Consider the following 22,779-nt stretch of genomic DNA (forward strand, 5'->3'; position numbering starts at 1 on the left):
TTCACCTACCAGGCGACCGACGCCAACGGCAACACGATCACCAACACCATCACCATCGACGTCACCGACGACATTCCGACGGCACATGCCGACACCAACAGCGTTGTCGAGGGCGGCATCGTGAGCGGCAACGTGCTGACGGACGGCACGGACGACGTGTTCGGCGCCGACGGCGCGGCGGCGGGCGGCGGGGTTGTCGGCGTGGCCGCCGGGAGCAACACCGCGGTTCCTGTGAGCGGCGGGCTTGGCGCCGGCATTCCCGGCACTTACGGCACGCTGACACTGAACGCCAACGGCAGCTACAGCTATGACGGCCTGCCCAACGTGGTCCCGCCGGCCGGCGCGACGGAGACCTTCGTCTACACCATCATGGACGGCGACGGCGACCTGTCGACGACGACCTTGACCATCAACCTGTCGGATAGCGGCCTTGCCGCCTCCAATGACGACCTGACGGTCAACGAGGCGGCGCTGCCGATCGGCAGCAACCCGTCGAGCACCGCCGAGACCATCGCCGGAACGGTCGTCGACAATGTGTCGGGCGGCACCGGCCCCTACACCTACGCCCTGGTGGGCAGCGGCACCGGCACGCACGGCACGCTGACCTTCAACGCCAACGGCACCTACAGCTACACGCTGACCACGCCGGTCGACGGCGCCGATGCCAACAACGGCACCAACACCGTCAACAATGTCGAGACCTTCACCTACCAGGCGACCGACGCCAACGGCAACACGATCACCAACACCATCACCATCGACGTCACCGACGACATTCCGACGGCACATGCCGACACTGGCAATGTAAACGAAGGCGCTCTGCTGACCGTGACGGCGGCGGCGGGCGTGCTGGTCAATGACGTTGCCGGCGCCGACGGTGCAACCATCGACGGCGTGCGGGCAGCGGGCGGCAATACGACGACGGCGGTGACGACCGGTGTTAACACCGACATTGCCGGCCTGCACGGCACCTTGCACCTCAACGCCGACGGCTCCTATACCTACCAGTCGACGACCCACAGCATCAGCGCCAACACCACGGACGTGTTCGTCTACACCATCAAGGACGGCGACGGCGACCTGTCGACGACGACGCTGACCATCAACCTGGCGGACATCAATGACGCACCCGTTGTCGCGAACACCCAGAACTGGATGTCGAGCGACCCGGCGCAGCAGACCTTGAGCACGCCTAGCTATCCGAATGGGTATCCGTTGCTGGTTTCCATTCCGACGGATGCGGACGGGGATAACCTCATTGTCACCGCCACGGGAACGATCCCCACCGGCACATTCTATTTCAACGGCGTGACCTATGTCGCCCTAACAGCCGGCACGGTGCTCTACAATCCGTCCGGCGGTATCGATTTGCTGGACGACCTGGTTTATCGGCCAACAGCATCGCAAACTGACACGGTCAACAACAACCTGTCGCTGGATGTATATGACGGTCATACTCACATAGCGCAGACGGTCGGCATCCACGAAGTGCCGCCGACTAGCCTGCCGAGCGACACGTCGCAGATTGGCAATGGCAACAGTCCGCTTACGTCGGGCAACGATCAGATCACAACGCTCTCCCTGTCGCAAGCGACGGTCAGCGCAATCCTGGCTGATCCACACAACTCGACGGTAGTGGTCTATACCGACTTCCAGGAGTCGCCTTTCATCACGCCTATTCCCTTGGGCGAACGGAATCCGGGTGTCTACGGAGACAGCAGCGCGGGCTCGCATCGTGAGCAGGAAGTGCAAGTCGAAATCAGAATTGGCTCGGATCGCTTCGCGATCGTCGAAGATGACACCAGCCCTGGGACTTTCGAGCAGAGCTGGTTCTACGATCCGACCACAGGTTTGATGAAGGCGACCGTCGACTACGACCACATTTACCTTCTGGACGGCAGCGGCAATGCCACCTCCACAACGCTTGCCAGCTACCTGATCACGCATCCGCCGTCAGTCGGCGACAACTGGACCCTGTCTTATTTCGACAATGATGGCGGCAATTTCCAGGCGCGCAAAGTGAGCTTCTCTTTCTTCTCGCATGATCCAGGCGACCCCGGGATCACGGTGAATGGCGATGCCACACTGGCCGACCAGATCTATGGAACGTCCGGCATCGACCATCTTAACGGCAATGGCGGCAATGACATCATCATTGGGCGAGGTGGCAACGACTTCCTTGACGGTGGTGCTGGCAACGACACGCTCGATGGAGGTGCTGGCAACGACCTGCTCATCGGTGGCGCGGGCCAAGACACGCTTACCGGAGGCACTGGCGCCGACACGTTCAAGCTCGATCATCTCGACATCAAGGATCTCATCACTGACTTCAATGGCGGCGAGGGCGACAAGATCGACCTGACCGGGCTGTTCGACACAGCACCCGGAGGGGCTAATATCGGTGACTTCGTGAACTACGATGCGGGGACGGGCACGCTCAGCGTAGATGCGAATGGGACAACCGGCGGAGCCAATTTCATTGACGTGGCAACGCTGACGAACCTGCCCGCTGCCAACACCATCACGCTGCTCTACGACGATGGCGTAACCCAGCATACGACGACTGCAAACGTGGTTTAACGCCATGGCGCACGGCCACGCGACTATGTTATACATCGCTAATATCTAGGGGAGCTCAACATGAAACGTTCTGCAAGACTGCTGGTTTCCGCTGCGACGCTGTTGCTGGCAGTCGGGTCGACGGGGTATGCCGCCGACATCATCGATGGCCCGACCGGCGATTATTGCCGTGTCGTGGGGACGTCCAACCTGGTGCTGAACGACAACATCGTCGATCTGAAGCAGCAAGTGGTGAAGCTGATGGACGAGTCGGTCGCCGCCGCCAACAGTTCGGAGTGGATCAACTCGTCGCGTCCCGTCTTCGTCTGGGCATCGGAAGCCAAGGTCGCCTGCGGCATGGCTTACGGCTACCTCAAGACGAACTACAAGGACGAAGACACCCTCAACAAATGCGAGTGTTTTCACGATCGCATGGTCGAGTACATGCACTGACCGGCTAGGCGAACCACGCCTGTTGGCCATCATGACAGCCGACGGATCCTTCCTGAAGGCGGTCGCGGGCGCGATCGTGTTGCTTGGCCTTGTCCAAACGGTCACGCCGGCCAGTGCCAACTGGCTGGAACGACCATCCGTGAAACAACAGCTTTCGTCCGGCCTGAAGCAGGCAGTGCGCTGTGATCCGGCCACGGAGTGGACCCGGCAGGCATTCAAGGCATTTGCCAGCTGCCAGGCATCGATCCATGGCCTGGAGCCGCTGCTGGCGCATGCGGTGATGGAGATCGAAAGCGGCTTCGATCCCGGCGTGCAAGGCGCCGACGGCGAAGTCGGCCTGATGCAGGTGATGCCGGCGACGGCCAGGATGCTCGGCTTTCGAGGTTCTCTGGACGATCTGAGCGCGCCGGCGACCAACATCGCGCTGGGAGTCAGATATCTTGCACAGGCCAACAGGCTGGCCGGGGGCGATCTGTGCACCACCGTCATGAAGTATCGCGCCGGGCACAATGAAAGCCGGTTCTCGGCCCTTTCGGTCCGCTACTGCCAGCGTGCGCGGGCAATCCTGGCAAGGGAGGGGATTGAAGTGACCGGGCCGTTGCCGGTGGCGACGTTCGGCTTTTCCGCCTTTTCAGGCGGTGAGGGTGGAGCCGCTGCCCAATTCTGGCCGGGGAAGGGGGCAAAGGGCGTTTGCGTGCGCCGCCTGTTCGTGCCCGGGCCGCGATACATGAAATGCGCCGACTATCGAAGTGCCGGGCAAGCAAGGCAGATCAGGACGCTCAGAGGCAGGCTTTTCGGCGGCTAAAAGAACTACAGACGGCACTGCAAGTCCGCCGTAACATGCGTTGGAGACCAGACCGGGAACAATATCCGGCGGCACATAGGGGTGGAGCATTCATGGAAGCTGGCCGACAGGTCCACTGTCCGCGGACATGGGCAATCGCCTTGGCGCTCGCCGCGATCGTGTCGGGCTGCCAGTCGAAAGGCGGCGTGTCCGAAGTGCTCGATCCGGCGGCGGTTGCCGCGCCTGCCGGGCAGAATGGGGCCGCTGTTACCGGTCCCGTCCAGGCGACCCAGTCGCTGGGCACCGGTTCGACCAAAGTCACGATGCTGCTGCCGTTGTCCGGCTCCGGAACAGCGGGCGAAAACGGCAGGAAGATGCTGGATGCGGCCAAGCTGGCGATGACGGATATTGGCAATGGACTGCTTACGCTGACGGTAGAAGACACCAAAGGCGACAGCGCACTGGCCGGCAAAATGGCGATAACGGCCATAACGACGGGCTCGAAGGTCGTGATCGGCCCGACCGAACTGACGGCAGCCCAGCATATTGCCACGCTGTCTGGATCGAAGCGGCCACCGGTCCTGGCGCTCGCCGATAATTTCGCCGGTGGCGCCGGGGTTTATGCCGTGCTCCTTGGCGAAGCGGACAGCGCCGCCGCGGGCGCTGCGGGACTAGCCGCGAAAGGCAGCAAGAAGTTCGTACTGCTTGTCGCGGATGGCCCAAACGCCGGCGCCATGGAGAAGCGGGTCGCAAACAGCCTCAGCATCTACGGCGCGGCGCTCGCGGTCACTCTCCGATATTCCGCCGGCGACGGCGCCGCGAAGGCGGTCGACGAAATGGGCTCACTCGTGGACGCCCCCGACGCCGTCATTGTCGCCAGCGGCAATGGCAGTCCGTCGCCTGTCCTTGCCGCCCTCAAATCGAAGGGCATTCCGGGAAAGACTGTCTCCGTCGTCGGAACGAACCGTTGGCTGGAGCACCCCATGGATCCGCTCTTAGAGGGGGCGTTTATCGCCACGCTCGATCCAAGTGAAACCGGGCCGATCGCCGACCGCTTCAGGACGGCATACAACTATCCGGCTGACGTCAATGTGGCCTATGCCTATGACATGGTTGCCCTGACGGCAGGGATTGCCAGCGCGATCGGGCCTGATGGCTTCAGCAAAAAGGTTCTCGAGAATCCAAACGGCTTTCGCGGGTCGACCGGCCTGTTCCGGTTTCGGGCCGACGGATCCAGCGAACGCTCGATGCCGTTCTATCGGATTGAAAAAGGTGCGCTCAAGCTGGTTGCCAAATCGACGTCGGGTTTCTGACCGGCGCAAATCCCTGAGATCCTGTTCAAGCTGATGGGCAGGCCGGGCCGCAGCCGCTTGGCGATCGCGCTCGGAAGCCTGCTGCTTCTGGCCGGGATACTGCTGATCATTCAAGGTGGGGCGTTGCTTTCGGTCGATCGGCCTGTCCGTGCCCCGTCGCGGGATGTTGACGATACGCAGCCTATCCGGCCGGTTGCCCCGGTAGCCGGCGCACAGCGCCTGGAGCCGGCGCGCAAGGTTGCTCAAGACCTGATCGCTCCGCCACGGCTTGATCCCGCTGAGATCGAACGGACCGAGCCCCGTCCGCCACTCAGCGAGCTCGGTCTCGCCGTGCCCCCGAAAACGCCAATGCCTGGGGATTGGCGGGAGGTCTTGCTCTACCGCCCGGTTGCCACATCGTCGGCGATGTTCGAATCCATGGGCCGCAAGGTGGTCATCAGCGGAGTGCGAGGCATCGATCTCGACAGCTCCTGCTCGTTTCATGACGTCACCTGGCCTTGCGGCCTGCGCGCACGCGCCGTTTTCAATTCCTGGCTGAGGGGACGCGGGCTGCACTGTTTCGTACCTCCGGACGTCGAGCGTTTTGCCGTCGCCGCGCCATGCAGGCTAGGCAAGCAGGATGTTGGCGCCTGGCTTGTCTCCAACGGCTGGGCCACGGCGCTGCCGAGCGGCATCTACGGCAAGGCGGAGGCGACAGCCAGAAAGGCTGAGATGGGCATATTCGGCCCGGCACAATAGCCTGCCATTCAACCCTGATGCTTGTCTGTTCACCGCCACGGGCGCAGCTTTGCGTCTGTCTTTTATGCATGTCCTTTTCCCAAAGCCGAGGTCATGCATTGGGAGCAAGCCGATTTCGTCCGCAGCCTTGATGGGGTCATCGCGCAATCGATTAAATTGCAAGGTTCCTTGAAACTGAAATTGCAACACACCGGCCCTATACCAGCCCATCCACAGGAGATCGGCCAGTGACAAAGACTATGGCGAGCACCACCGACCAGGCATGGAAAGGCGTCGCTTTGTTGACCTTTCTGGGAACCACTGCAATCCTGGGCGTTTCCGTCGGCCTCAATTATCTGCTCCTGTTCTCCGAGGCGCTGACGCCATTTGGGCGCAGCATGATCACGGCAATCCTGTTGCCTGTTGTCCTTGGTGTTCCGCTTTTTCTGTTCGTTGGATTGAAACAGATCGAGCTTCGTCGCTATCGCCGGGAACTCGACAAGTCGGCAACCTTCGACACCACGACCGGCTGCCTGAACGGAGCGGTCTTCACGTCGATGGTCGAAAAAAGAACGGCAAGGCCGTCGGTGCCGGGGCCTAAATCGGGCGCCTTCCTGGTCATCCATTCGGAGCATCTGCGGTCCATCAACCTGCGCTTTGGTCTTGAATGGGGCGATCAAGCCTTGCGGCTCATAGCCTCGACCATACAATCGTCGGTGCGCGCGGAGGATCTGGTTGGACGCATGGGAACGTCGATGTTCGGGGTTTTCCTCGCCGGTGCGACCGAAGCAGAAGCCAGGGAAATCGGCCAGCGTATCGAGGCGCGGATCGCGCAAGTCTATTTCGCGCCAAAGGGGACCGAGGATGCCCTGACCGTCAAGGTCGGCGGCGTGGTGTTCGAAAACCAGGTGGAGTTCGCGGACATGTTCCGGTCCGCCGAGCAGCGCATGGCCGGCGTCCAGGACGGAGCCGCGTTTGAACTGACGCATCTCCATAGCTGACATTCGCCGGGAACCAGAGCCATTCGGAACCCAGGGGAATTGTCGGACGCGGCCGCGGTTACGCTGACGACGGGGTAGCCCGTGAAGACGCCGCCCAGGTTTCGGCTACGGCGACGATCGCGGCATTGATCGGTCCGCTCGGGATCGCCGGCATCACCGAGGCGTCGACGACAAAGGCATTGTCGAAGCCGTTCAGCCGCAAGTCAGGATCGACGACGGCCTCAGTGTCACGACCCATCCGGCACGTGCCGGCCGGATGGTGATGGGTGGAAGCAGCCCTGGCAATGAAAGCATCGAGTTCGGCATCGGACTGAACCGGGGCGCCTGGCAGGATCTCCATATCGCGCCATTCGTCCAGAGCCGCATGATGGCCGACCATGCGCGCCCGCTTCAACGCCATCCTGAATGTCGCGCGGTCGTGTTCGGTTTCGAGATAATGTGGGTCGATGACCGGCGCATCGTTGCGGCCCGGCCCGCTTGGTGTGATGCGCCCTCGGCTTGTCGGATGGGTGACGCCGCACAGGATGGTAAAGGCGGAGCCATAGGGCGGGGTCTTCAGGCCCTCGGCCGCGGACGGGGCGACGACGCAGGCGAGCACGATATCGGGACTTCCCGTAGAGCGGGTCGGATCGTCGCTGTGCAGATACATCAGCGATTCGGAGTGCTGCAGGCGGGAGGGCGGCACCGGCTTTTTCGTGCTGTAGACATTTCCGAGAGCCAGCAGATGATCCTGCAGGTTGCGGCCCACATCGCCCCGATCGGCTAGGCAGCGTATATCAGCCTGCTTCAGCGTATCGGGACAGCCAATGCCCGACCGCATGAGGATGAGCGGCGTGGATACGGCGCCGGCGCAAAGAACGATCCGGTCGGCGCAGAGCGTCCTGGTCTCACCCTCGCACACCACGCTCACGCCCGTGATCTTGTGGCCGTCCAGCACCAGGTGCTCGACCTCGTGGCCGGCGAGCAAGGTCAGGTTCGGCCGCGCCATGACCTGCGACGGCAGATAGGCGTCGGCGACGCTCAGGCGCTTGCCGTCACGTATATTGAGTGAATTGGGACTGGTGCCGACCAGTTCGCCGCTGTTGTGGTCGCTCAGGGTGGGAGCGCCCAGGGATCGCCCGGCGGCGATGTAGGCACGCACGACCGGACTGACCTCGGCGTCCGGCAGATAGACGTCCAGCGGGCCGCTCTTGCCGCGTGTCGGCGCATCGAAGGCGGTGAAGGCTTCGCTGCGGATGAAGCCCGGCAACAACCCCCGATAGGACCAGCGCTCGCCGCCGGCTTGCGCCCAGGGTTCGAAATCATCGGGATGGCCGCGCACATAGGCCATTGCATGCAGGCAGCTCGAGCCGCCGACTATCCTGCCTCGCGGCCATTCATGGATGCGGTCGGCGGTGAAGGGCTGGGGCACGGTCCGGTGGCTCCAGTCGTAGGCGCGGCCCTGGAGCATCGTCCACTTAAGCGGATCGGCGATGTCGGGATCGGCCGGCATCGCCCCGGCCTCAATGAGGCCGACCTGGCACGACCGGTCTTCACTGAGCCGGCTGGCAACAACCGAGCCGGCGGATCCCGCACCGATCACCAGCACGTCGAAATGACGTTTCAATTTGGAATTCCCCGCACAGGCTCAATGTCGGAAGCTGATACGATCACGCGGCAAAGGCGCCGGCATTCGACCGTTCCATGATCTGTCTCTGCACGGACAAAAGGTGCGCGCGCATTGCGGTCTCTGCCGCTTCGGGATCGCGCTGCGAGATCGCTTCGGCGATCAGGCGATGCTCGCCGTCGCGGTGGGCGATCCGCTTGGGGCAGGTGGGTGCCGCGGTGCGCGCAACCTTCACCCGCGCATCGACACCGACCTGGCGCAGCATCTTGTAGAATTCCGCGGCGAGGTGGTTGCGGGCCGCGGCAACGATCGCGAGATGGAAAGCGAAGTCGACCTCACCCGACGGGGCGTTCTCAGGCGTGGTTGCCGCGTCGAGGATCCGCGCCGTCTCGAAAGAAGAGGCGCGCAGCGACGCCAGTCGGGCAAGGCCCGGCTCCATGATCAGGCGCAATTCCAGGACCTCGATCGGATTGGTTACCCTGACCAATTCCTCGCCATATCTCGGAAGGGCGGTCGGCGCCCGCCTGGCGCGCGCCGGTTTGAGGTCGCCCGAAAGGCGCAGCACTTCAAGCGCCTTGCGAAGCTGATGGCGCTTGACGCTCAGATGTTCCGCAAGATCGCGCTCGGACGGAAGCTTGCCGCCGCCCTGCTGCAACTGGCGGACCGCGGCGATGATGTCGTCGAGATCCGATGGTCCGACCTGCGGCTCGAATGCGCTCAAAACCAAATCTCCTGTCCGATCGGCAGACCGACGACTCAACGTCCCGACATCATATTGTGACACGAAAACCTGTTCGACGGCACTCAACCAATTCAACCAATCTACAACTGTACGCAATGGTTGACAACACCAGTTGCGCGATGGTTGACTGCCCATGTCGACGGTTGCCATCGCGGCGGACCGTCTTTCTCCCGAGGATCACGCATGCCGGCTGGCGAAACCTTTGACTACGTCATTGTCGGTGCGGGATCGGCCGGCTGCGTGCTGGCGAACCGGCTGAGCGAAGACCCTGCCGTGTCGGTGCTTCTGCTGGAGGCTGGGGATTGGGACCGCGATCCGATGATCCACATCCCGCTCGGCTGGGGCAAGATCCTGACCGAACGCCGCCACGACTGGATGTATTTCTGCGAGCCCGAGGCCAATGTCGGCGGCCGCAAGGTCGAATGCGCGCGCGGCAAGGTCATCGGCGGCTCTTCCTCAACCAACGCCATGGCTTATGTGCGCGGCAATCGCGGCGACTATGATCGCTGGGCGGCAAGCGGCCTGACGGACTGGTCGTTCGACAAGGTGCTGCCCTACTTCAAGAAGCAGGAGCGCTGGGAAGGAGGCGAAAGCCGGTATCGCGGCGGCAGCGGGCCGCTGAACACCCAGTTCTGCCGCTACAAGGACGAACTGATCGATGCGTTCGCGACGGCCAGCCGTGATGCCGGATATCCGCAGACCGACGACTACAACGGCGCCATACAGGAAGGCTTCGGCCGCCTGCAGATGACAATTGCGAACGGCCGCCGCTGCTCGACCGCGACCGCCTATCTGCGGCCGGCTATGCGTCGCGGCAACGTCAAGGTGCTGACCGGCGCGATGGCGACGAAGATCCTGCTGAAGAATGGGCGCGCAACCGGCGTTGCCTACACCAGAGGCGGGGCGAGCCATGAAGTTGTGGCGCGGCGCGAGGTCCTGCTTGCCGGCGGCGTCATCAACACGCCGCAGCTGATGATGCTGTCAGGCATAGGCGACAGCGGCGAGCTCGCGGCGCATGGCATCGAGACGAAAGTCGATCGTGCGCAGGTCGGCAAGAATTTGCAGGACCATGTTTCGGTCATCCTGATGTATCGTCGCAAACAACCGGGACCGTTTCTCAAGATGATGCGGGCCGATCGTATCGGGCTGGATTTCGTCAAGACCTATCTCACCGGAAAGGGCTTTTCGGGAGATGTGCCTGGCGGCGTCGTGGCATTCCTGAAGAGCGACGCAAGCCGGCCGTTGCCGGACGTACAGCTGCTTTTCACCGCCGCACCGCTTGGAGCATGGCCTTACATGTCGCCGTTCAAGGCGCCGTTCGCCGACGGCTTTGCGACCCGTATCGTTGCCGTGCAGCCGGAGAGCCGCGGCAGCGTCAGGCTGGCGTCCAGCGATCCGGTCGCCGCGCCCCTGATCCATCAGAATTTCCTGTCCTCGCAGCGCGACTGGCAGTCGCTTCGCGCCGGCTTTCGTGTTGCGCGCAACCTTGCCAGCCAGCCGTCCATGGCTCCGTTCGTTGGTGCGGAGTTCTTCCCCGGCCCGAAATGCGAGAGCGACGAAGAGATCGACGAGCATATCCGCAAGACCTCGATCACCGTGCATCATCCGGCCGGCACGTGCCGCATGGGCGTCGATGCGGCATCGGTGGTCGATCCGGAATTGCGGGTGCGCGGCATCGCCGGACTTCGTGTCGTGGACGCCTCGGTCATGCCCGACCTCGTCTGCGGCAACATCAATGCGGCGGTCGTCATGATCGCCGAAAAGGCCGCGGATCTGATCCGCAGCCGCGCCCAACAGAGCGTGGCGGCCTGACAGAGGCGGCCGGAATACAACCAAAGTCTTTTGGTTGAGATTGAAAACTGCGTTGGTTGGACCGTCATGTGCCTCCGCCTGGCCGTGACGAGGCGGCTTCATGCCCTGATTTCAAGGCATATTTCGAGCATTCTTGGGCTATTTCTGCCTGTTTCTGGGCATTTGCCTCTCAAAAATGCACCTCAACCAAAAACTTATAAAATTCGCAATTTGGGTATTGTCGCGCAAAACCAATGCGAATACGGTTGAGTTGGTTAGAAGTATTTTCTTCGTGACGAGAGGTGTCCGATATGTCCCTGGCGCAACCAGCTAACGATGTGCTCACCAACAAGAAGGCAGCACTCAAGGGCCTCTATGACGCCCTCTACGCAAAGAACATGTTTCCGTTCTGGGCGACGTCGGAAGGCGTCGATCATGACGAGATCAAGCAGCTGATGGCGACGTCGAAGGCCGTTCCCTTCGTGTGGTCCTATTCGGACATCGAGCCGCTGCTGCAACGCGCCGCCGAACTGGTGACCATGGACGACAGCGAGCGCCGCTCGCTGATCCTGGTCAATCCTGGCCTTGCGCCCAAGCGTGCATCGGTCAGCACCATGTACACCGCCTACCGCCTGAATGATCCCGACGAGATCATGCCGCCGCACAAGCACTCGCCGAGCGCCATCCGCTTCGGCCTGACCGGCAAGGGCAACTTCACCGGCGTCGAGGGCGAAGACGTGGTCTTCGGCCCCGGCGACATGGTGCTGACGCCCAACGACGCCTGGCACAATCATGGCACCGTCGGCGGCGAGCAGGCGGTCAACCTGTCGGTGCTCGACCTGCCGCTGGTCGAAACGCTGCACGCCGTCCATTTCGACCACAAATACACCGAGATGGTCGACGGCAAGGAAGTCGAGAAGAAGGTGCAGACCGCCCGCTATCCCGGTGACTATTCACAGCGCATCTATGGCGAGGGCGGCCTGATGCCGCGTTTCGTCGACCACAAGCGCGGCGGCGGCCTGTCGTCTCCGATGTATGTCTATCGCTGGGAGAAGATGGAAGCGGTCCTAGACGCTCACAAGGATTGGGATGGCGACCCTCATGAAGGCATCGTCATCGACTATGTCGATCCGACGACCGGCGGACCCGTCTTCCACACCATCAATTTCTACGTGCAGATGCTGCGCCCCGGCGAGAAGACCTTGCCGCAGCGCGAGACCGCCAGCCTGCTCTTGGCGCCGTTCCGCGGCAACGGCCATTCGATCATCGACGGCAAACGATATGACTGGAACCAGTTCGACACCATCGCCATACCCGGCGGTTCCTGGGTCGAGCATGTCAACGGCTCGTCGAGCGAGCCGGTGATCTTCTTCGGCGCCACCGATGCGCCGACGCAGAAGGCGCTGCTCCTCTACAAGCGCTGGGGCCGCAACCAGGCCGGCGATCTGCTCCGTCTCGTCTAGTTCCCATCCTACTGCCCCGCCCCCCATGGGGGCGGGGACATTGAAATGACGTTTCAGCAGCAAGGGCGTATGCATTTGGTTTCGGCGTTCAACACCAAGCAGATCGGCCATGTCGACTGCCCAGGCGGCGGCCAGGTCTGGGTCGACGGCAACATCCTCTATATCGGCCACATGCGGCCGCCGAGCGGTACGACGCTGGTCGACATTTCCGACCCGCGCAATCCGCGCAAGATAGCCACGATCGATGTTCCGCCCGGCTGGCACTCGCACAAGGTGCGCGCCAAGGACGGGCTGATGATCATCAACCACGAGCGCTTTGGCGATGCCGGCCCGGCCGATTTCGGCGGCGGGTTGGCACTCTACGACACAACCAAGCCGGCACAGCCCAAGCTCATCTCGAAATGGATAACCGGCGGCAAGGGCGTCCACCGCTACGACTTCGACGGCCGTTACGTCTACATCTCGCCGACCGCCGACGGTTATGTCGGCAACATCGTGATGATCCTCGACCTGATCGATCCCACAAAGCCGGTCGAGGTCGGACGCTGGTGGATACCCGGCCAGTGGACGGGTGGCGGCGAGGAATACCCCTGGCACGACTATGTCACGCCGCGTTGCCACCATCCTTTGCGCATGGGCGACCGGCTGTATGTCAGCTACTGGCATCACGGCCTGTTCATCCTCGACATTTCGGACATCACCAAGCCGAAGCTGGTCTCGCACGTCAATTCGAGCCCGAGCTTTCCGCATCCCACCCACACCTGCCTGCCGATTCCACAGCCGCTCAAGGGCCGCAACATCATGGTGGTGGCGGACGAGGACGTCGCCAAGCTTCGGCCATCACCGCCGGCCTTCACGTGGATCTACGACATCACCGACGAGACCAACCCGTTGCCGATCTCGACCTTCCAGGTGCCGGGCCTCGACCCGGATGGTTCACCGCAGCCGCAGATGACCGGCTGCCATCAGCCTTCCGAACGGTTCAAGGGCACGATCATTCCGTTTGCATGGTTCGCGCAGGGGCTGCGCCTCGTCGACATCGCCGACCCGTTCGCGCCAAAGGAGGTCGGCCATTTCGTGCCCGACGCGCCCGAGGGGGCGGAGCGTTCCTCGTCCAACGACGTGACCATCGACGACCGCGGCATCGTCTACCTGATCGATCGCATCCGTGGCGTCGACATCATCGAAACCAGTGTTCTCTAGGAGCAGGCATTGAGCGACAGCACGCGAAAATCCGCCAGCCATTACGCCATCGGCAACAAGAACCCGAACCTGCCGTTTCATCCGGCGGTGCGTGCCGGCGACTTCATCTTCGTCTCGGGCCAGGTGCCGAAGGACGACAACAACAACATGATCAGCGGCACGATCGAGGAAGAGACGCTGGCCACGCTGAAGACCATCGCGCGCGTCATCGCGCATGAGGGCGCGACGCTGTCGGATGTCGTGCGGATCACCACCTATCTCGAGGATACGCGCGATTTCGGCCGCTACAACAAGGCGTTCCTCGAAGGGATCGGCGATGCCGTGCTGGCGCGCACGACCGTCGAGGCAAAGGCCGTCATCAACACCAAGATCGAAATGGACGCGATCGTCTACAAGCCGCTCCCAGCGAGCAAGTAGGCATTGGACACAATCGAGGAGACGACATGTACAAGCTGTTAGGCCGCCAGACATCAGGCAACGTCCAGAAGGTGCTCTTCATGCTCGAAGAGCTTGGGGCATCCTACAAGCGCGAGGACTATGGCCGCCAGTTCGAGAACACCCAGACGGCGGAATACAAGGCGCTCAACCCGACCTCCAAGGTGCCGACGCTGGTCGACGGCGACACCGTGATCTGGGAGTCCAACACCATCCTGCGCTATCTCGCGGCATTCGGTGGCGAACAGTTGAATGGCGCCACGCCGGCGGAAAAGACCGAGGTCGAGCGCTGGATGGATTTCCTGCTGGCGGCGGTCAATCCCGGCTACCTGGCGGCCTTCAAGGGCGCCAAGCTCACACCCGAGGAACAGACCGCCGAATACAAGGAACAGGTGAAGGACCTTGTCGCGCAACTCAAGATCGTCGATGGCCACCTGGCCGGCAAGGACTTCCTGGCGCTGGACAAGCTGACCCTTGCCGACATCGCCTGCGCGCCGATCCTGAAGCGCTGCGTCGACTTCAAGATCGACCGGCCGTCGATGCCCGATCTGGAGCGTTGGGTGGCCGCGATCGCCGCCCGGCCGGCCTTCAAGGCGGCAACCACTGCTGCTCCCGCAAAGGCCGCATAATGATCAGGCGCGCCGCTCTCATCGGATTGGGAACGATGGGTCCAGGCATCGCCGCGCGGCTTTCGCGCGGCGGCCTCGATGTCACGGCGTATGATGTTTCACAGGCGTCGGTCGAGCGTGCCCGCGGCATGCTCGATCTCGCCGGCGGCGTGCTCGATCGTCTCGACATCAAGGCGCCCGGGACAGGCGCCGGCAGCGTGCGATTCGTCGAGACGATCGCCGAGGCCGTCGATGGCGCCGAACTGGTGATCGAGAACGTGCCCGAGAATATCGACATCAAGGCGCAGGCCTATCGCGACATCGATCCGCTGATCGGCCCGTCCGTCATCGTCGCTTCCGACACGTCGGGCATCCCGATCACCAAGCTGCAGGCGCATATTTCGCATCCCGAGCGGATGGTCGGCATGCACTGGTCGAACCCGCCGCACATCATCCCGATGATCGAGGTGATCGGCGGCGAGAAGACCGCACCTGAAACCGTGGCTGTTATCCGCGATCTTATCCGCTCGATCGGCCTGCTGCCGGTGGTGGTGAAGAAGGATGTTCCAGGCTTCGTCGAGAACCGCGTGCTCTATGCGCTGCTGCGCGAGGCGGTTGATCTTGTCGAGCGCGGCGTCATCGAGCCGGAAGACCTCGACACCTGCGTATCCTGGGGCATCGGCTACAAGATCGCCGTCATCGGTCCGATGGCGCTGCTCGATATGGCGGGGCTGGATATCTACAAATCCGTCTCATCCTTCCTGAATGCCGATCTCTCCAACCGCGACGATGTCGCGCCGATGGTGCTGGAGAAGACGGCTGCGTTGAAGTTCGGCATCAAGTCGGGCGAGGGCATGTTTGCCTACACGCCCGAGCAGACAAAGGCGCTGCAAGGCGAACGGGCGCGCAAGCTCGTCGCGGTGCGGCGCATCCTGGAAGGCCGGGAGTAGCTAATGTCAAACGGTGCGCAGAGGGCAGGCCGGTTCGAGGAGTTCCACCGGTCGGCTGTTTGTGTGAAGGGTGCCTTCGCCATCAAGACGGCGTGGCTGCGGCCGACGAAAGCGCGCGGGGCGACAAGCCATGCGCATTGAAACCATTCGAGCCGCCGGTGACAGGCCGGCCCATATCCGCCATGACAATCTGATCTCCGCCAAGGGCGTTTCGGTGGTCATCGCCCGGCAGTTGATCCTCAGCAACATCGATCTCTCTGTGCCGAAGGGGTCGTTTGTCTCCCTTATCGGCCCTTCCGGTTGCGGCAAGAGCACCTTGCTCAAGGTGCTGGCCGGGCTGGTGCAGCCGACCCAGGGCAGCGTTGCGATCGCCGGGCTCGCACCGGTCGAGGCGGCGCGCAAGTGTATGATCGGCCTCGTCTTTCAGGACGCCAACCTGCTCCCCTGGAAGAACGCCGTCGACAATGCGTCGCTGCTGCTCGGCATCGCCGACAAGTCGCTGTCGCGCTCGGATTTGCGGGCGCGCGGGCAGGAGATGCTGGAACTGGTGGGGCTGGGCGACAGCGCCCACAAGCGCCCAAACGAACTGTCGGGCGGCATGCGGCAACGGGTCGCCATCGCACGGGCCCTGGCGCTCGATCCGGCGGTGCTGCTGATGGACGAACCGTTCGGCGCGCTCGACGCCATCACCCGCGATTCGATGGGGCAGTCGCTGCTGGAAATCTGGCAGCGTACCGGCAAGACGATCGTGCTCGTCACCCATTCCATCGACGAGGCCATCCATCTGTCGCGTCATGTGCACGTGCTGGGGATCAAGCCCGGGCGGATCACCGAGAGCCTCGACATTGCGCTGCCTTATCCACGCGACCTGTCGGTCAGCGAAGATCCGGAGTTCGTCAGGCTGGTGGTCCAGTTGCGAACCATGCTGCGCTCCAGCCATCAGCCGGGAGGCGCGTCTTGAGCGACCAACCCATCACGGACCTTCCCGAGCCGCGCCTCGCCTCCAGCTGGAGTGCGGCGACCGGCAGTTGGCTACCGGCGGTCATCCTGCTGCTGGTGACGATCGTGGCGTGGGAAGCCGCCGTGCGGATCTTTGCCATATCCGCCTTCATCATTCCCGCCCCGTCCGAGATCGCGAAGTCGCTGGTGGCGCAATGGGGCACGCTGATGCAAGCGACGCTGGTGACCGCGGGCGAGATCCTGTTCGGCTTCCTGGTCTCGGTCGTGGTCGGCATTGCCATTGCGCTGGTCATCGTGCGCTTCGACTGGCTGGGACGCGCGCTGTATCCACTGGTGGTGCTGTTCCAGAACGTGCCGAAAGTCGCGCTCGCGCCGATCTTCATCCTCTGGTTCGGCTATGGGCTGGCGCCCAAGATCGGCCTCATCCTGGTCATCGCCTTCTTCCCGGTGACACTGTCGATGCTGGCGGGCATGCAATCGGTCGACCGCTCGCTGCTGTCGCTGATGAATTCCGTCGGAGCCAGCCCGACGCAGATCCTGTTCAGGATCCGTGTTCCGCATTCGCTGCCGAACCTGATGGCCGGAACCAAGATCGCCGCCACGTTGAGCGTGATCGGCGCCATCGTCGGTGAGTTCGCCGGGGCGTCGGACGGTCTCGGCTACGTCATCCAGTTCGCTTCGACCCAGCTCGACACGGCGCTGGTCTTCGCAGCGCTGCTGCTCGTTTCCGTGCTTGGCATCGCCTTCTACTACGCCGCCGAAATCCTCGAACGCATCGTGGTGCCGTGGGCGCCGAAATTCAGCCAGTCCTAGGTCCGCTCGATCAACCAAATTCATAAAAGGGAACAAAAAATGCTGAGACGCTCACTTATCAAGGCCGCTACCTTCGCGGCGTTTGTTGCAGCACTCGGTTTTTCCAACGCTGCTCTGGCGGCGGACAAGGTCAACGTTCAGCTCGACTGGGTGGTGCGCGGCAATCATGCCATGTTCTTTGTCGGCAAGGAAAAGGGCTTCTTCGCCAAGAACGACATCGATGTGGCCGAGATCCGCAAGGGATCCGGCTCGCCGGACGCAATGCGGCTGGTGGGCAATGAGAACGCGGATTTCGGCTTCGGCGATCTTCCCACGCTTGCCGTCGCACGGTCGCAGAATGTCCCGGTCGTGGCGCTGGCGGCCGTCAATCAGCACTCGCCGCTGGGGATCATTTCGCTGGCCAAGACGCTGAAGCTCACCAAGCCGTCCGACCTCAAGGGGCTGACCATCGGCATTCATCCGGCCGGCTCCACCTACATCTTCTTCAAGGGCTTCCTGGCCGCCAACGGCCTGACCGAAAAGGACATGACGCTGAACAGCGTCTCGCCTCCCTATGAAAGCTATCTGCTGCTTGGCCGGGTTCAGACGGTCGTCGGCTATATCGATGCCGAGGTTCCCGAACTGGAGGCTAAGGCCGGAGGCCCCGGCTCGCTCAGCATCATGATGGGGGCGGACCATGGGTGGAAAGCCTATGGCTCGGGCCTGTTCACTTCGCAAGCGATGATCAAGGACAAGCCGGATGTCGTGCGCCGCTTCGTCAAGGCATACAGGGAGGCGTTCGACTATGTCGTGGCTCATCCGGAAGAAGCTGCCGAGATCACGGCCAAGGCAGCGCCCGGCTATGCGGACAAGAAGGACGTGCTGCTGGCGCAGATCAACGCCGACATCGCATCGACGTTCAGCAGCGCCGACACCAAGGAACACGGTCTCGGCTGGATGACGAAGACGCAGTGGGAGGAGACCCTCAAGACACTGACGGACCAGGGCGTGCTCAAGGCGGCTCTGTCGGCGGACGACGTTTTCACCGACGCATTCCTGACAAAAGAATAAGAGGTGCGCGGTGTTCGAACGGAAAGCTCGATGAGCGCCTACCGGCAGACCAGGCTGTCCTGCGCCATGGCGCAGGACACATCACGCTCGCCTTTCGCCGCATCGGTGCGGTCGAGCGTGACCTGCACGCGGGTGGCATATGCTCGGCTCGCCAGACCGCACCACAGCCGCTCGACGGGCAGGTTCTCGCGCTTGTCGTTGAGGATCGTGAACGTGCCGGTCTTCACATCGAACCAGAGTTCGACGCGCGTCTTCTTGCCCGGCTCGATCGTTGCGATCCCGGCTGAATACCAGTGGGCGAAGTCGGCGTTGCAGGAGAGGCCTTCGCTGCCCGCATTCGAAATCGTCAACGGAACCATGTCGAGCCCGTCAGTGCCGGTGCGGACGGTGACATGGTGCAACTCAACCGCGTTGGCGAAGGACGACAACGCCAGCATCACCGGAAGGGCATAACGGATCTTCACTTTGCCTGAGCTCCAATGTAATTTTCCTCGGCAGTCTATCTCGCTTTCGCGCAATAACAATAAGAATATTGATTGGTGAAACAACAGAGAGGGTAACATGTTAAAGCTTCTTAAGAGCAGTGTAAGTGCAGTTATATTGACCGGTGTCTTGATGAGCGGCGCGCTTGCCGGCGAGGTCAAGTCGATCGCCATCCTGACGCCCGAAGAAGGCACGGACTATGGCTGGAACCAGCAAGGCATCGACGCCGCCAAGGCGGCAGGCAAGGCCGCCGGCGTCGAAGTGGTCGTGGCGCAGGGCCTCGGCTATGGCGACGTTCGTCCGACCCTGCGGGAGCTTGCCTCCGACGGCGCCAGCCTGCTGATCGCTCATGCCAGCGGCTACAACACCTCGGCGCCCGAAATCGCCAAGGAACTGAAAGTTCCGGTGGCGATCGTCGACACGCCAGCCGGCTTGGAGAAGGGCCTCGTCGCCGACTACACGCTGAGCGGCCACGAGGGTGCCTATCTGGCCGGCCGTCTCGCCGGCAAGGTGTCGCGTTCCAAGTCGGTCGGCATCGTCGTCTCGGGCGAACCGCCATCGTGGAATTCGCAGTCGGCGGCGTTCGCACAAGGCGTGAAGGCGGAGAACCCTGACGTCAAGATCACCTATGCGGTGATCGGCCCTGCCGCCTACAGCGACGCGGCCGGCGGCAAGCGCGTCACCGAAAGCGTGATCGCATCCGGTGCCGACATCATCTTCGGCCAGGGCAACGGTTCGAGCTTCGGCATGCTGCAGGCGGTCGAGACGACCAAGGCAGCCGATGGCGGCAAGGTCTATTTTATCGACGTCATCGGCGACAAGACACCGATCGACAAGGGCTTCCTGCTGTCGTCGGTGGTGTGGAACATCGAGCCGGTCTATGCGGCGATGATTGCCGACCTGAAGGCCGACACGTTCGGCACCAAACACTATACGATCGGCCTCAAGGACGACTCGGTCAAGCTGCTGAAGACCGCTGCGATCCCGGACAATGTCTGGACGGAAATCCAGGCGCTGCGCGAGGACGTCATTTCCGGCAAGATCAAGGTCGAGCCGGTCTATGACGCGGCCGCCGTAAGGGCACTGATGACCAGCGTCGCCCAGTAAGGCGATCACGGTCAACTGCCGGAGGGGTGATCCGTTCACCCCTCCGGACGATTCCCGTTTTTTTGGTGCTGGGCTTTCATGAGCGGTTTTTCTTCATCGTCCGTTGCCGGGCGCGACATCGTCGCGCTTGAAGGCGTGACCAAACGGTTCCCCGGCATCGTTGCCAATGACAGCGTCGACCTGTCGATCCGCCCGGGCGAAGTGCATGTGCTGCTGGGCGAGAACGGCGCTGGAAAATCGACACTGATCGGCATGTTGTCCGGCCTGCAGCAGCCGGACGAAGGACGCATACTGGTCGACGGCAAACCGACGCCGATCACGTCGCCGCGCCATGCGCTGGCACTCGGCATCGGCACCGTATTCCAACACATGATGCTGGTGCCGACGCTGACGGTGGCGGAGAACCTCCTGCTTGGCGGGCCGTGGTGGCAGCGCCCCAGGACCGAGGAACTGGCGGCGCGCGTCGCCGAGATCACCGGCACGCTCGGCATCACCGTCAAGCTTCAAGCCAAGGTATCGGAGTTGTCGCTCGGTGAGCAGCAGCAGGTCGAGATCCTGCGCGCGATGCTGCGCAACAGCCGGCTGCTCATCCTTGACGAGTCCACCTCCATGCTGACGCCGAAAGGTATCGACGAACTGGGCGCGCTGATGCGCCGCCTTGTCGAGCAGGGCCTGGCGATCGTCTTCATCACCCACAAGCTCAAGGAGGCGGCTGCCTTCGGCGACCGCATCTCGGTGCTGAAGCTTGGCCGCAAGGTCGGAGAGATCCCGCCCGAGCGGTTTCGCACGCTGGGCGAACAGGAGATCGTCTCCGAGATCGTGGAATTGATGTTCGGCAAGCAGAAGGATGATCCGGAAGCCGTCGAGCGTCCGGTCCGCACTGCCCGAGCAGAAGCGGCCCCGCTGCTTCAGGTTACGGATCTGGCGGTAGCACCGACGGACAATGCACCGGGCCTGTCGTCGATCTCCTTCGACATCCGCCCGGGCGAGATCCTGGGCATAGCCGGCATCGACGGCAACGGCCAGAAGCAGCTGGCGGAAGCGCTGGCCGGCCAGCGTACAGCTGCCGGCGGCTCGGTGCGGCTGGAAGGCGCCGCCATCGAGACGCTGAGCGTCGGCGAGCGCCGCCGGCGCGGCCTTCGCTACCTGACCGACGACAGGCTGGGCGAGGGCACTGTCGGAACCTTCCCGGTGTCGATCAACTTCTTCCTCAAGCAGGTCGGCGCGGCCCCGTTCTGGCGCAACGGCGTCGAGCAACGCGCGGAGATCGACAAGCGCGCCGCCCAGCTCGTGCGCGAATATGACGTGCGTACGCCGAGCCTGAAGACGCCTGTCGCGCGGCTGTCCGGCGGCAACATCCAGAAGGTGCTTCTGGCGCGAGAACTGGCTGAGGGCGCCAAGGTGGTGATCTTCAACAAGCCGACCTATGGGCTCGATCTCGCCAACACATTGGCGTCGCGCCAGCGCATCCGCGACACGGCGGCGCGTGGCCTCGCCGTGCTGCTGATCTCCACCGACCTCGAGGAATTGCTTGGCATGTGCGACCGTATCGCCGTCATCGCCGACGGAGCTTTGGTAGGCACCGTCGAGAACGTAGACGACGCCCGCACCAAGGTCGGTCGCCTGATGATCGGACTTGCCGCATGAGCATCGACACCGCCCCCACGGTCAGTGCTACCGCACTCGATGCCACGAGCGGGGCGGCGACGCGCCGCGACATCCTGCATCGGCTGCTGATGACGCTCGGCCCGATCCTCATCGCTCTCGTCATAGCCGGCTGTATCCTGCTTGCCGTCGGCGTCGACCCGCTCGCCTATTATGGCTTCGTGCTGGAGAAGGGACTGTTCTCGCCGCTCGGCATCCAGCAGACGCTGACGCGCATGGCGCCGCTGCTGTTTCTTGCCGCCGGCCTGATCGTCGCCTTTCGCGCGGGCATGTGGAATCTCGGCGGCGACGGCCAGTTCCTGCTTGGCGCGGTGACGGCGGCTGCCAGCGCTCCCGTGTTCGTTCAGATCATGCCAGCCTGGCTGGCGCTGGTCTGCTCGTTCCTCATCGCCATGGTGGTGGCGATGATCTGGTCGCTGGTGCCGGCCCTGCTGCGTGCCTATCAGGGCGTCAACGAGATCATCACCACGCTGATGATGACGTTCCTCGGCACCTCGCTCGCCAATGTGCTGGTCAAGCTGGCGTTTCGCGACCCCAACACGACCGTGCCGCAGACGCGTACGCTTCCGGTGGAAGACCGGTTGCCGCGCCTGTTCGAAACGACCATCACCAGTGGCCTGCTGCTTGGGCTGGCGGCGATCGTCATCGTGCATCTGGTGATGACGCGCACGGCGTTCGGGCTGAAGCTGAGGATCGTCGGCGCCAATCCACGCGCGGCGGTTCACTCGGGGCTCGGTGTCCCCGGCCTGACCGTCGCCGTCTTCGCCATTTCGGCCGGGCTGGCCGGCCTTGCCGGCGCCGTCGACATCATCGGCGTCCAGGGCAATGTCCGCGCCGACTGGAATCCCGCCTATGGGCTTGCCGTGATACCCGCCGTGTTTCTCGCCCGCATGAACGGCTTTGCTGCGATAGGCTTCGTGTTCCTGCTTTCGGTGCTTTCGATCGGCGGTGAGAGCGCGGCGCGCCGGCTTGGCGTTCCCAATCATTTCACGCTGGTGCTGGTTTCCATCGTGCTGATCGTGCTCGCGCTCGCCGAACATTTCGATCACCGATACAACCAGTCGCGGAGGGCCTAG

The 22,779-nt window shown here is 62.9% G+C and carries 21 protein-coding genes; 18 read left to right on the plus strand and 3 right to left on the minus strand.

Annotation, left to right across the window (positions count from 1 at the left end; all coding sequences use genetic code 11):
• The 6 genes from NKJ11_RS06045 to NKJ11_RS06070 all read left to right on the plus strand — a co-directional run.
• Positions 1–2,580: cadherin-like domain-containing protein (locus NKJ11_RS06045; RefSeq protein WP_352792905.1), on the plus strand; the 2,580-nt coding region annotated here is incomplete at its 5' end.
• Between the two features lie 60 nt (positions 2,581–2,640).
• Positions 2,641–3,012, plus strand: coding sequence for a hypothetical protein (locus tag NKJ11_RS06050; RefSeq protein WP_023809946.1), 372 nt, complete (start codon positions 2,641–2,643; stop codon positions 3,010–3,012).
• A 31-nt stretch (positions 3,013–3,043) separates the two neighbouring features.
• Positions 3,044–3,817, plus strand: coding sequence for a lytic transglycosylase domain-containing protein (locus NKJ11_RS06055; RefSeq protein ID WP_352793014.1), 774 nt, complete (start codon positions 3,044–3,046; stop codon positions 3,815–3,817).
• Positions 3,818–3,909: 92 nt separating this feature from the next.
• Positions 3,910–5,109 carry a type 1 periplasmic-binding domain-containing protein gene (locus NKJ11_RS06060; RefSeq protein WP_128305810.1) on the plus strand — a complete coding sequence of 400 codons (1,200 nt, stop codon included), beginning with the start codon at positions 3,910–3,912 and terminating at the stop codon, positions 5,107–5,109.
• 57 nt (positions 5,110–5,166) lie between these two features.
• The gene (locus NKJ11_RS06065; protein ID WP_352792907.1) at positions 5,167–5,847 is read left to right on the plus strand and encodes a thermonuclease family protein; all 681 of its coding nucleotides are present in this window, start codon (positions 5,167–5,169) and stop codon (positions 5,845–5,847) included.
• A 227-nt stretch (positions 5,848–6,074) separates the two neighbouring features.
• Positions 6,075–6,827, plus strand: a complete 753-nt coding sequence (locus NKJ11_RS06070) for a GGDEF domain-containing protein (RefSeq protein ID WP_128305808.1) — start codon at positions 6,075–6,077, stop codon at positions 6,825–6,827.
• 58 nt (positions 6,828–6,885) lie between these two features.
• Here the strand turns inward: NKJ11_RS06070 and NKJ11_RS06075 are convergent, their stop codons facing one another.
• Both NKJ11_RS06075 and NKJ11_RS06080 read right to left on the minus strand, forming a co-directional pair.
• Positions 6,886–8,433, minus strand: a complete 1,548-nt coding sequence (locus NKJ11_RS06075) for a GMC family oxidoreductase (protein WP_023809940.1) — start codon at positions 8,431–8,433, stop codon at positions 6,886–6,888.
• Positions 8,434–8,476: 43 nt separating this feature from the next.
• Positions 8,477–9,154, minus strand: a complete 678-nt coding sequence (locus NKJ11_RS06080) for a FadR/GntR family transcriptional regulator (RefSeq protein WP_023809939.1) — start codon at positions 9,152–9,154, stop codon at positions 8,477–8,479.
• A 204-nt stretch (positions 9,155–9,358) separates the two neighbouring features.
• Here NKJ11_RS06080 and NKJ11_RS06085 point away from each other — a divergent pair, with 204 nt between their 5' ends.
• From NKJ11_RS06085 to NKJ11_RS06125, 9 genes are all read left to right on the plus strand, one after another.
• Positions 9,359–10,987, plus strand: a complete 1,629-nt coding sequence (locus NKJ11_RS06085) for a GMC family oxidoreductase (RefSeq protein ID WP_128305807.1) — start codon at positions 9,359–9,361, stop codon at positions 10,985–10,987.
• A gap of 290 nt (positions 10,988–11,277) precedes the next feature.
• The gene (locus tag NKJ11_RS06090; protein WP_027039500.1) at positions 11,278–12,429 is read left to right on the plus strand and encodes a cupin domain-containing protein; all 1,152 of its coding nucleotides are present in this window, start codon (positions 11,278–11,280) and stop codon (positions 12,427–12,429) included.
• A gap of 45 nt (positions 12,430–12,474) precedes the next feature.
• On the plus strand, positions 12,475–13,632 hold the full coding sequence (locus tag NKJ11_RS06095) for an LVIVD repeat-containing protein (RefSeq protein ID WP_050592656.1): 1,158 nt from the start codon (positions 12,475–12,477) through the stop codon (positions 13,630–13,632).
• Between the two features lie 9 nt (positions 13,633–13,641).
• Entirely contained in the window at positions 13,642–14,049 is a 408-nt protein-coding gene (locus tag NKJ11_RS06100; protein ID WP_023809936.1) for a RidA family protein, read from the plus strand.
• A gap of 26 nt (positions 14,050–14,075) precedes the next feature.
• Positions 14,076–14,696, plus strand: coding sequence for a glutathione S-transferase family protein (locus tag NKJ11_RS06105; protein ID WP_023809935.1), 621 nt, complete (start codon positions 14,076–14,078; stop codon positions 14,694–14,696).
• Positions 14,696–15,625, plus strand: a complete 930-nt coding sequence (gene fhmpcd1, locus NKJ11_RS06110) for a 5-formyl-3-hydroxy-2-methylpyridine 4-carboxylate 5-dehydrogenase (protein WP_352610530.1) — start codon at positions 14,696–14,698, stop codon at positions 15,623–15,625. The genes NKJ11_RS06105 and fhmpcd1 overlap by 1 nt, the downstream gene beginning before the upstream one ends.
• Before the next feature lie 130 nt (positions 15,626–15,755).
• Positions 15,756–16,586 carry an ABC transporter ATP-binding protein gene (locus tag NKJ11_RS06115; RefSeq protein WP_023809933.1) on the plus strand — a complete coding sequence of 277 codons (831 nt, stop codon included), beginning with the start codon at positions 15,756–15,758 and terminating at the stop codon, positions 16,584–16,586.
• A complete protein-coding gene (locus NKJ11_RS06120) occupies positions 16,583–17,398 on the plus strand; it encodes an ABC transporter permease (protein ID WP_023809932.1) in 816 nt (271 codons plus the stop codon). Before NKJ11_RS06115 ends, NKJ11_RS06120 begins: the two co-directional genes overlap by 4 nt.
• A gap of 39 nt (positions 17,399–17,437) precedes the next feature.
• Positions 17,438–18,448: an ABC transporter substrate-binding protein gene (locus tag NKJ11_RS06125; RefSeq protein WP_352792908.1), complete on the plus strand. Its 1,011-nt coding sequence runs from the start codon at positions 17,438–17,440 to the stop codon at positions 18,446–18,448.
• A gap of 38 nt (positions 18,449–18,486) precedes the next feature.
• Here the strand turns inward: NKJ11_RS06125 and NKJ11_RS06130 are convergent, their stop codons facing one another.
• On the minus strand, positions 18,487–18,912 hold the full coding sequence (locus tag NKJ11_RS06130) for a hypothetical protein (protein WP_128305803.1): 426 nt from the start codon (positions 18,910–18,912) through the stop codon (positions 18,487–18,489).
• Positions 18,913–19,063: 151 nt separating this feature from the next.
• Here NKJ11_RS06130 and NKJ11_RS06135 point away from each other — a divergent pair, with 151 nt between their 5' ends.
• From NKJ11_RS06135 to NKJ11_RS06145, 3 genes are all read left to right on the plus strand, one after another.
• Positions 19,064–20,038 (plus strand): putative B6 ABC transporter substrate-binding protein, encoded by a 975-nt coding sequence (locus tag NKJ11_RS06135; protein WP_245486387.1) that lies wholly within the window; start codon positions 19,064–19,066, stop codon positions 20,036–20,038.
• Positions 20,039–20,116: 78 nt separating this feature from the next.
• On the plus strand, positions 20,117–21,685 hold the full coding sequence (locus NKJ11_RS06140; RefSeq protein WP_128305801.1) for a putative B6 ABC transporter ATP-binding protein: 1,569 nt from the start codon (positions 20,117–20,119) through the stop codon (positions 21,683–21,685).
• Positions 21,682–22,779: a putative B6 ABC transporter permease subunit 2 gene (locus NKJ11_RS06145; protein ID WP_352792909.1), complete on the plus strand. Its 1,098-nt coding sequence runs from the start codon at positions 21,682–21,684 to the stop codon at positions 22,777–22,779. Before NKJ11_RS06140 ends, NKJ11_RS06145 begins: the two co-directional genes overlap by 4 nt.

Origin of the sequence: Mesorhizobium sp. M0243, from assembly GCF_040321775.1 — a bacterium.
Classification (GTDB): Bacteria; Pseudomonadota; Alphaproteobacteria; order Rhizobiales; family Rhizobiaceae; genus Mesorhizobium.

Coding starts and splice junctions, on each gene's coding strand:
- NKJ11_RS06050 (WP_023809946.1), top strand. CDS start 2,641: ATGAAACGTTCTGCAAGACTGCTGGTTTCCGCTGCGACGCTGTTGCTG.
- NKJ11_RS06055 (WP_352793014.1), top strand. CDS start 3,044: ATGACAGCCGACGGATCCTTCCTGAAGGCGGTCGCGGGCGCGATCGTG.
- NKJ11_RS06060 (WP_128305810.1), top strand. CDS start 3,910: ATGGAAGCTGGCCGACAGGTCCACTGTCCGCGGACATGGGCAATCGCC.
- NKJ11_RS06085 (WP_128305807.1), top strand. CDS start 9,359: ATGCCGGCTGGCGAAACCTTTGACTACGTCATTGTCGGTGCGGGATCG.
- NKJ11_RS06090 (WP_027039500.1), top strand. CDS start 11,278: ATGTCCCTGGCGCAACCAGCTAACGATGTGCTCACCAACAAGAAGGCA.
- NKJ11_RS06095 (WP_050592656.1), top strand. CDS start 12,475: ATGACGTTTCAGCAGCAAGGGCGTATGCATTTGGTTTCGGCGTTCAAC.
- NKJ11_RS06105 (WP_023809935.1), top strand. CDS start 14,076: ATGTACAAGCTGTTAGGCCGCCAGACATCAGGCAACGTCCAGAAGGTG.
- fhmpcd1 (WP_352610530.1), top strand. CDS start 14,696: ATGATCAGGCGCGCCGCTCTCATCGGATTGGGAACGATGGGTCCAGGC.
- NKJ11_RS06115 (WP_023809933.1), top strand. CDS start 15,756: ATGCGCATTGAAACCATTCGAGCCGCCGGTGACAGGCCGGCCCATATC.
- NKJ11_RS06125 (WP_352792908.1), top strand. CDS start 17,438: ATGCTGAGACGCTCACTTATCAAGGCCGCTACCTTCGCGGCGTTTGTT.
- NKJ11_RS06135 (WP_245486387.1), top strand. CDS start 19,064: ATGAGCGGCGCGCTTGCCGGCGAGGTCAAGTCGATCGCCATCCTGACG.
- NKJ11_RS06140 (WP_128305801.1), top strand. CDS start 20,117: ATGAGCGGTTTTTCTTCATCGTCCGTTGCCGGGCGCGACATCGTCGCG.
- NKJ11_RS06145 (WP_352792909.1), top strand. CDS start 21,682: ATGAGCATCGACACCGCCCCCACGGTCAGTGCTACCGCACTCGATGCC.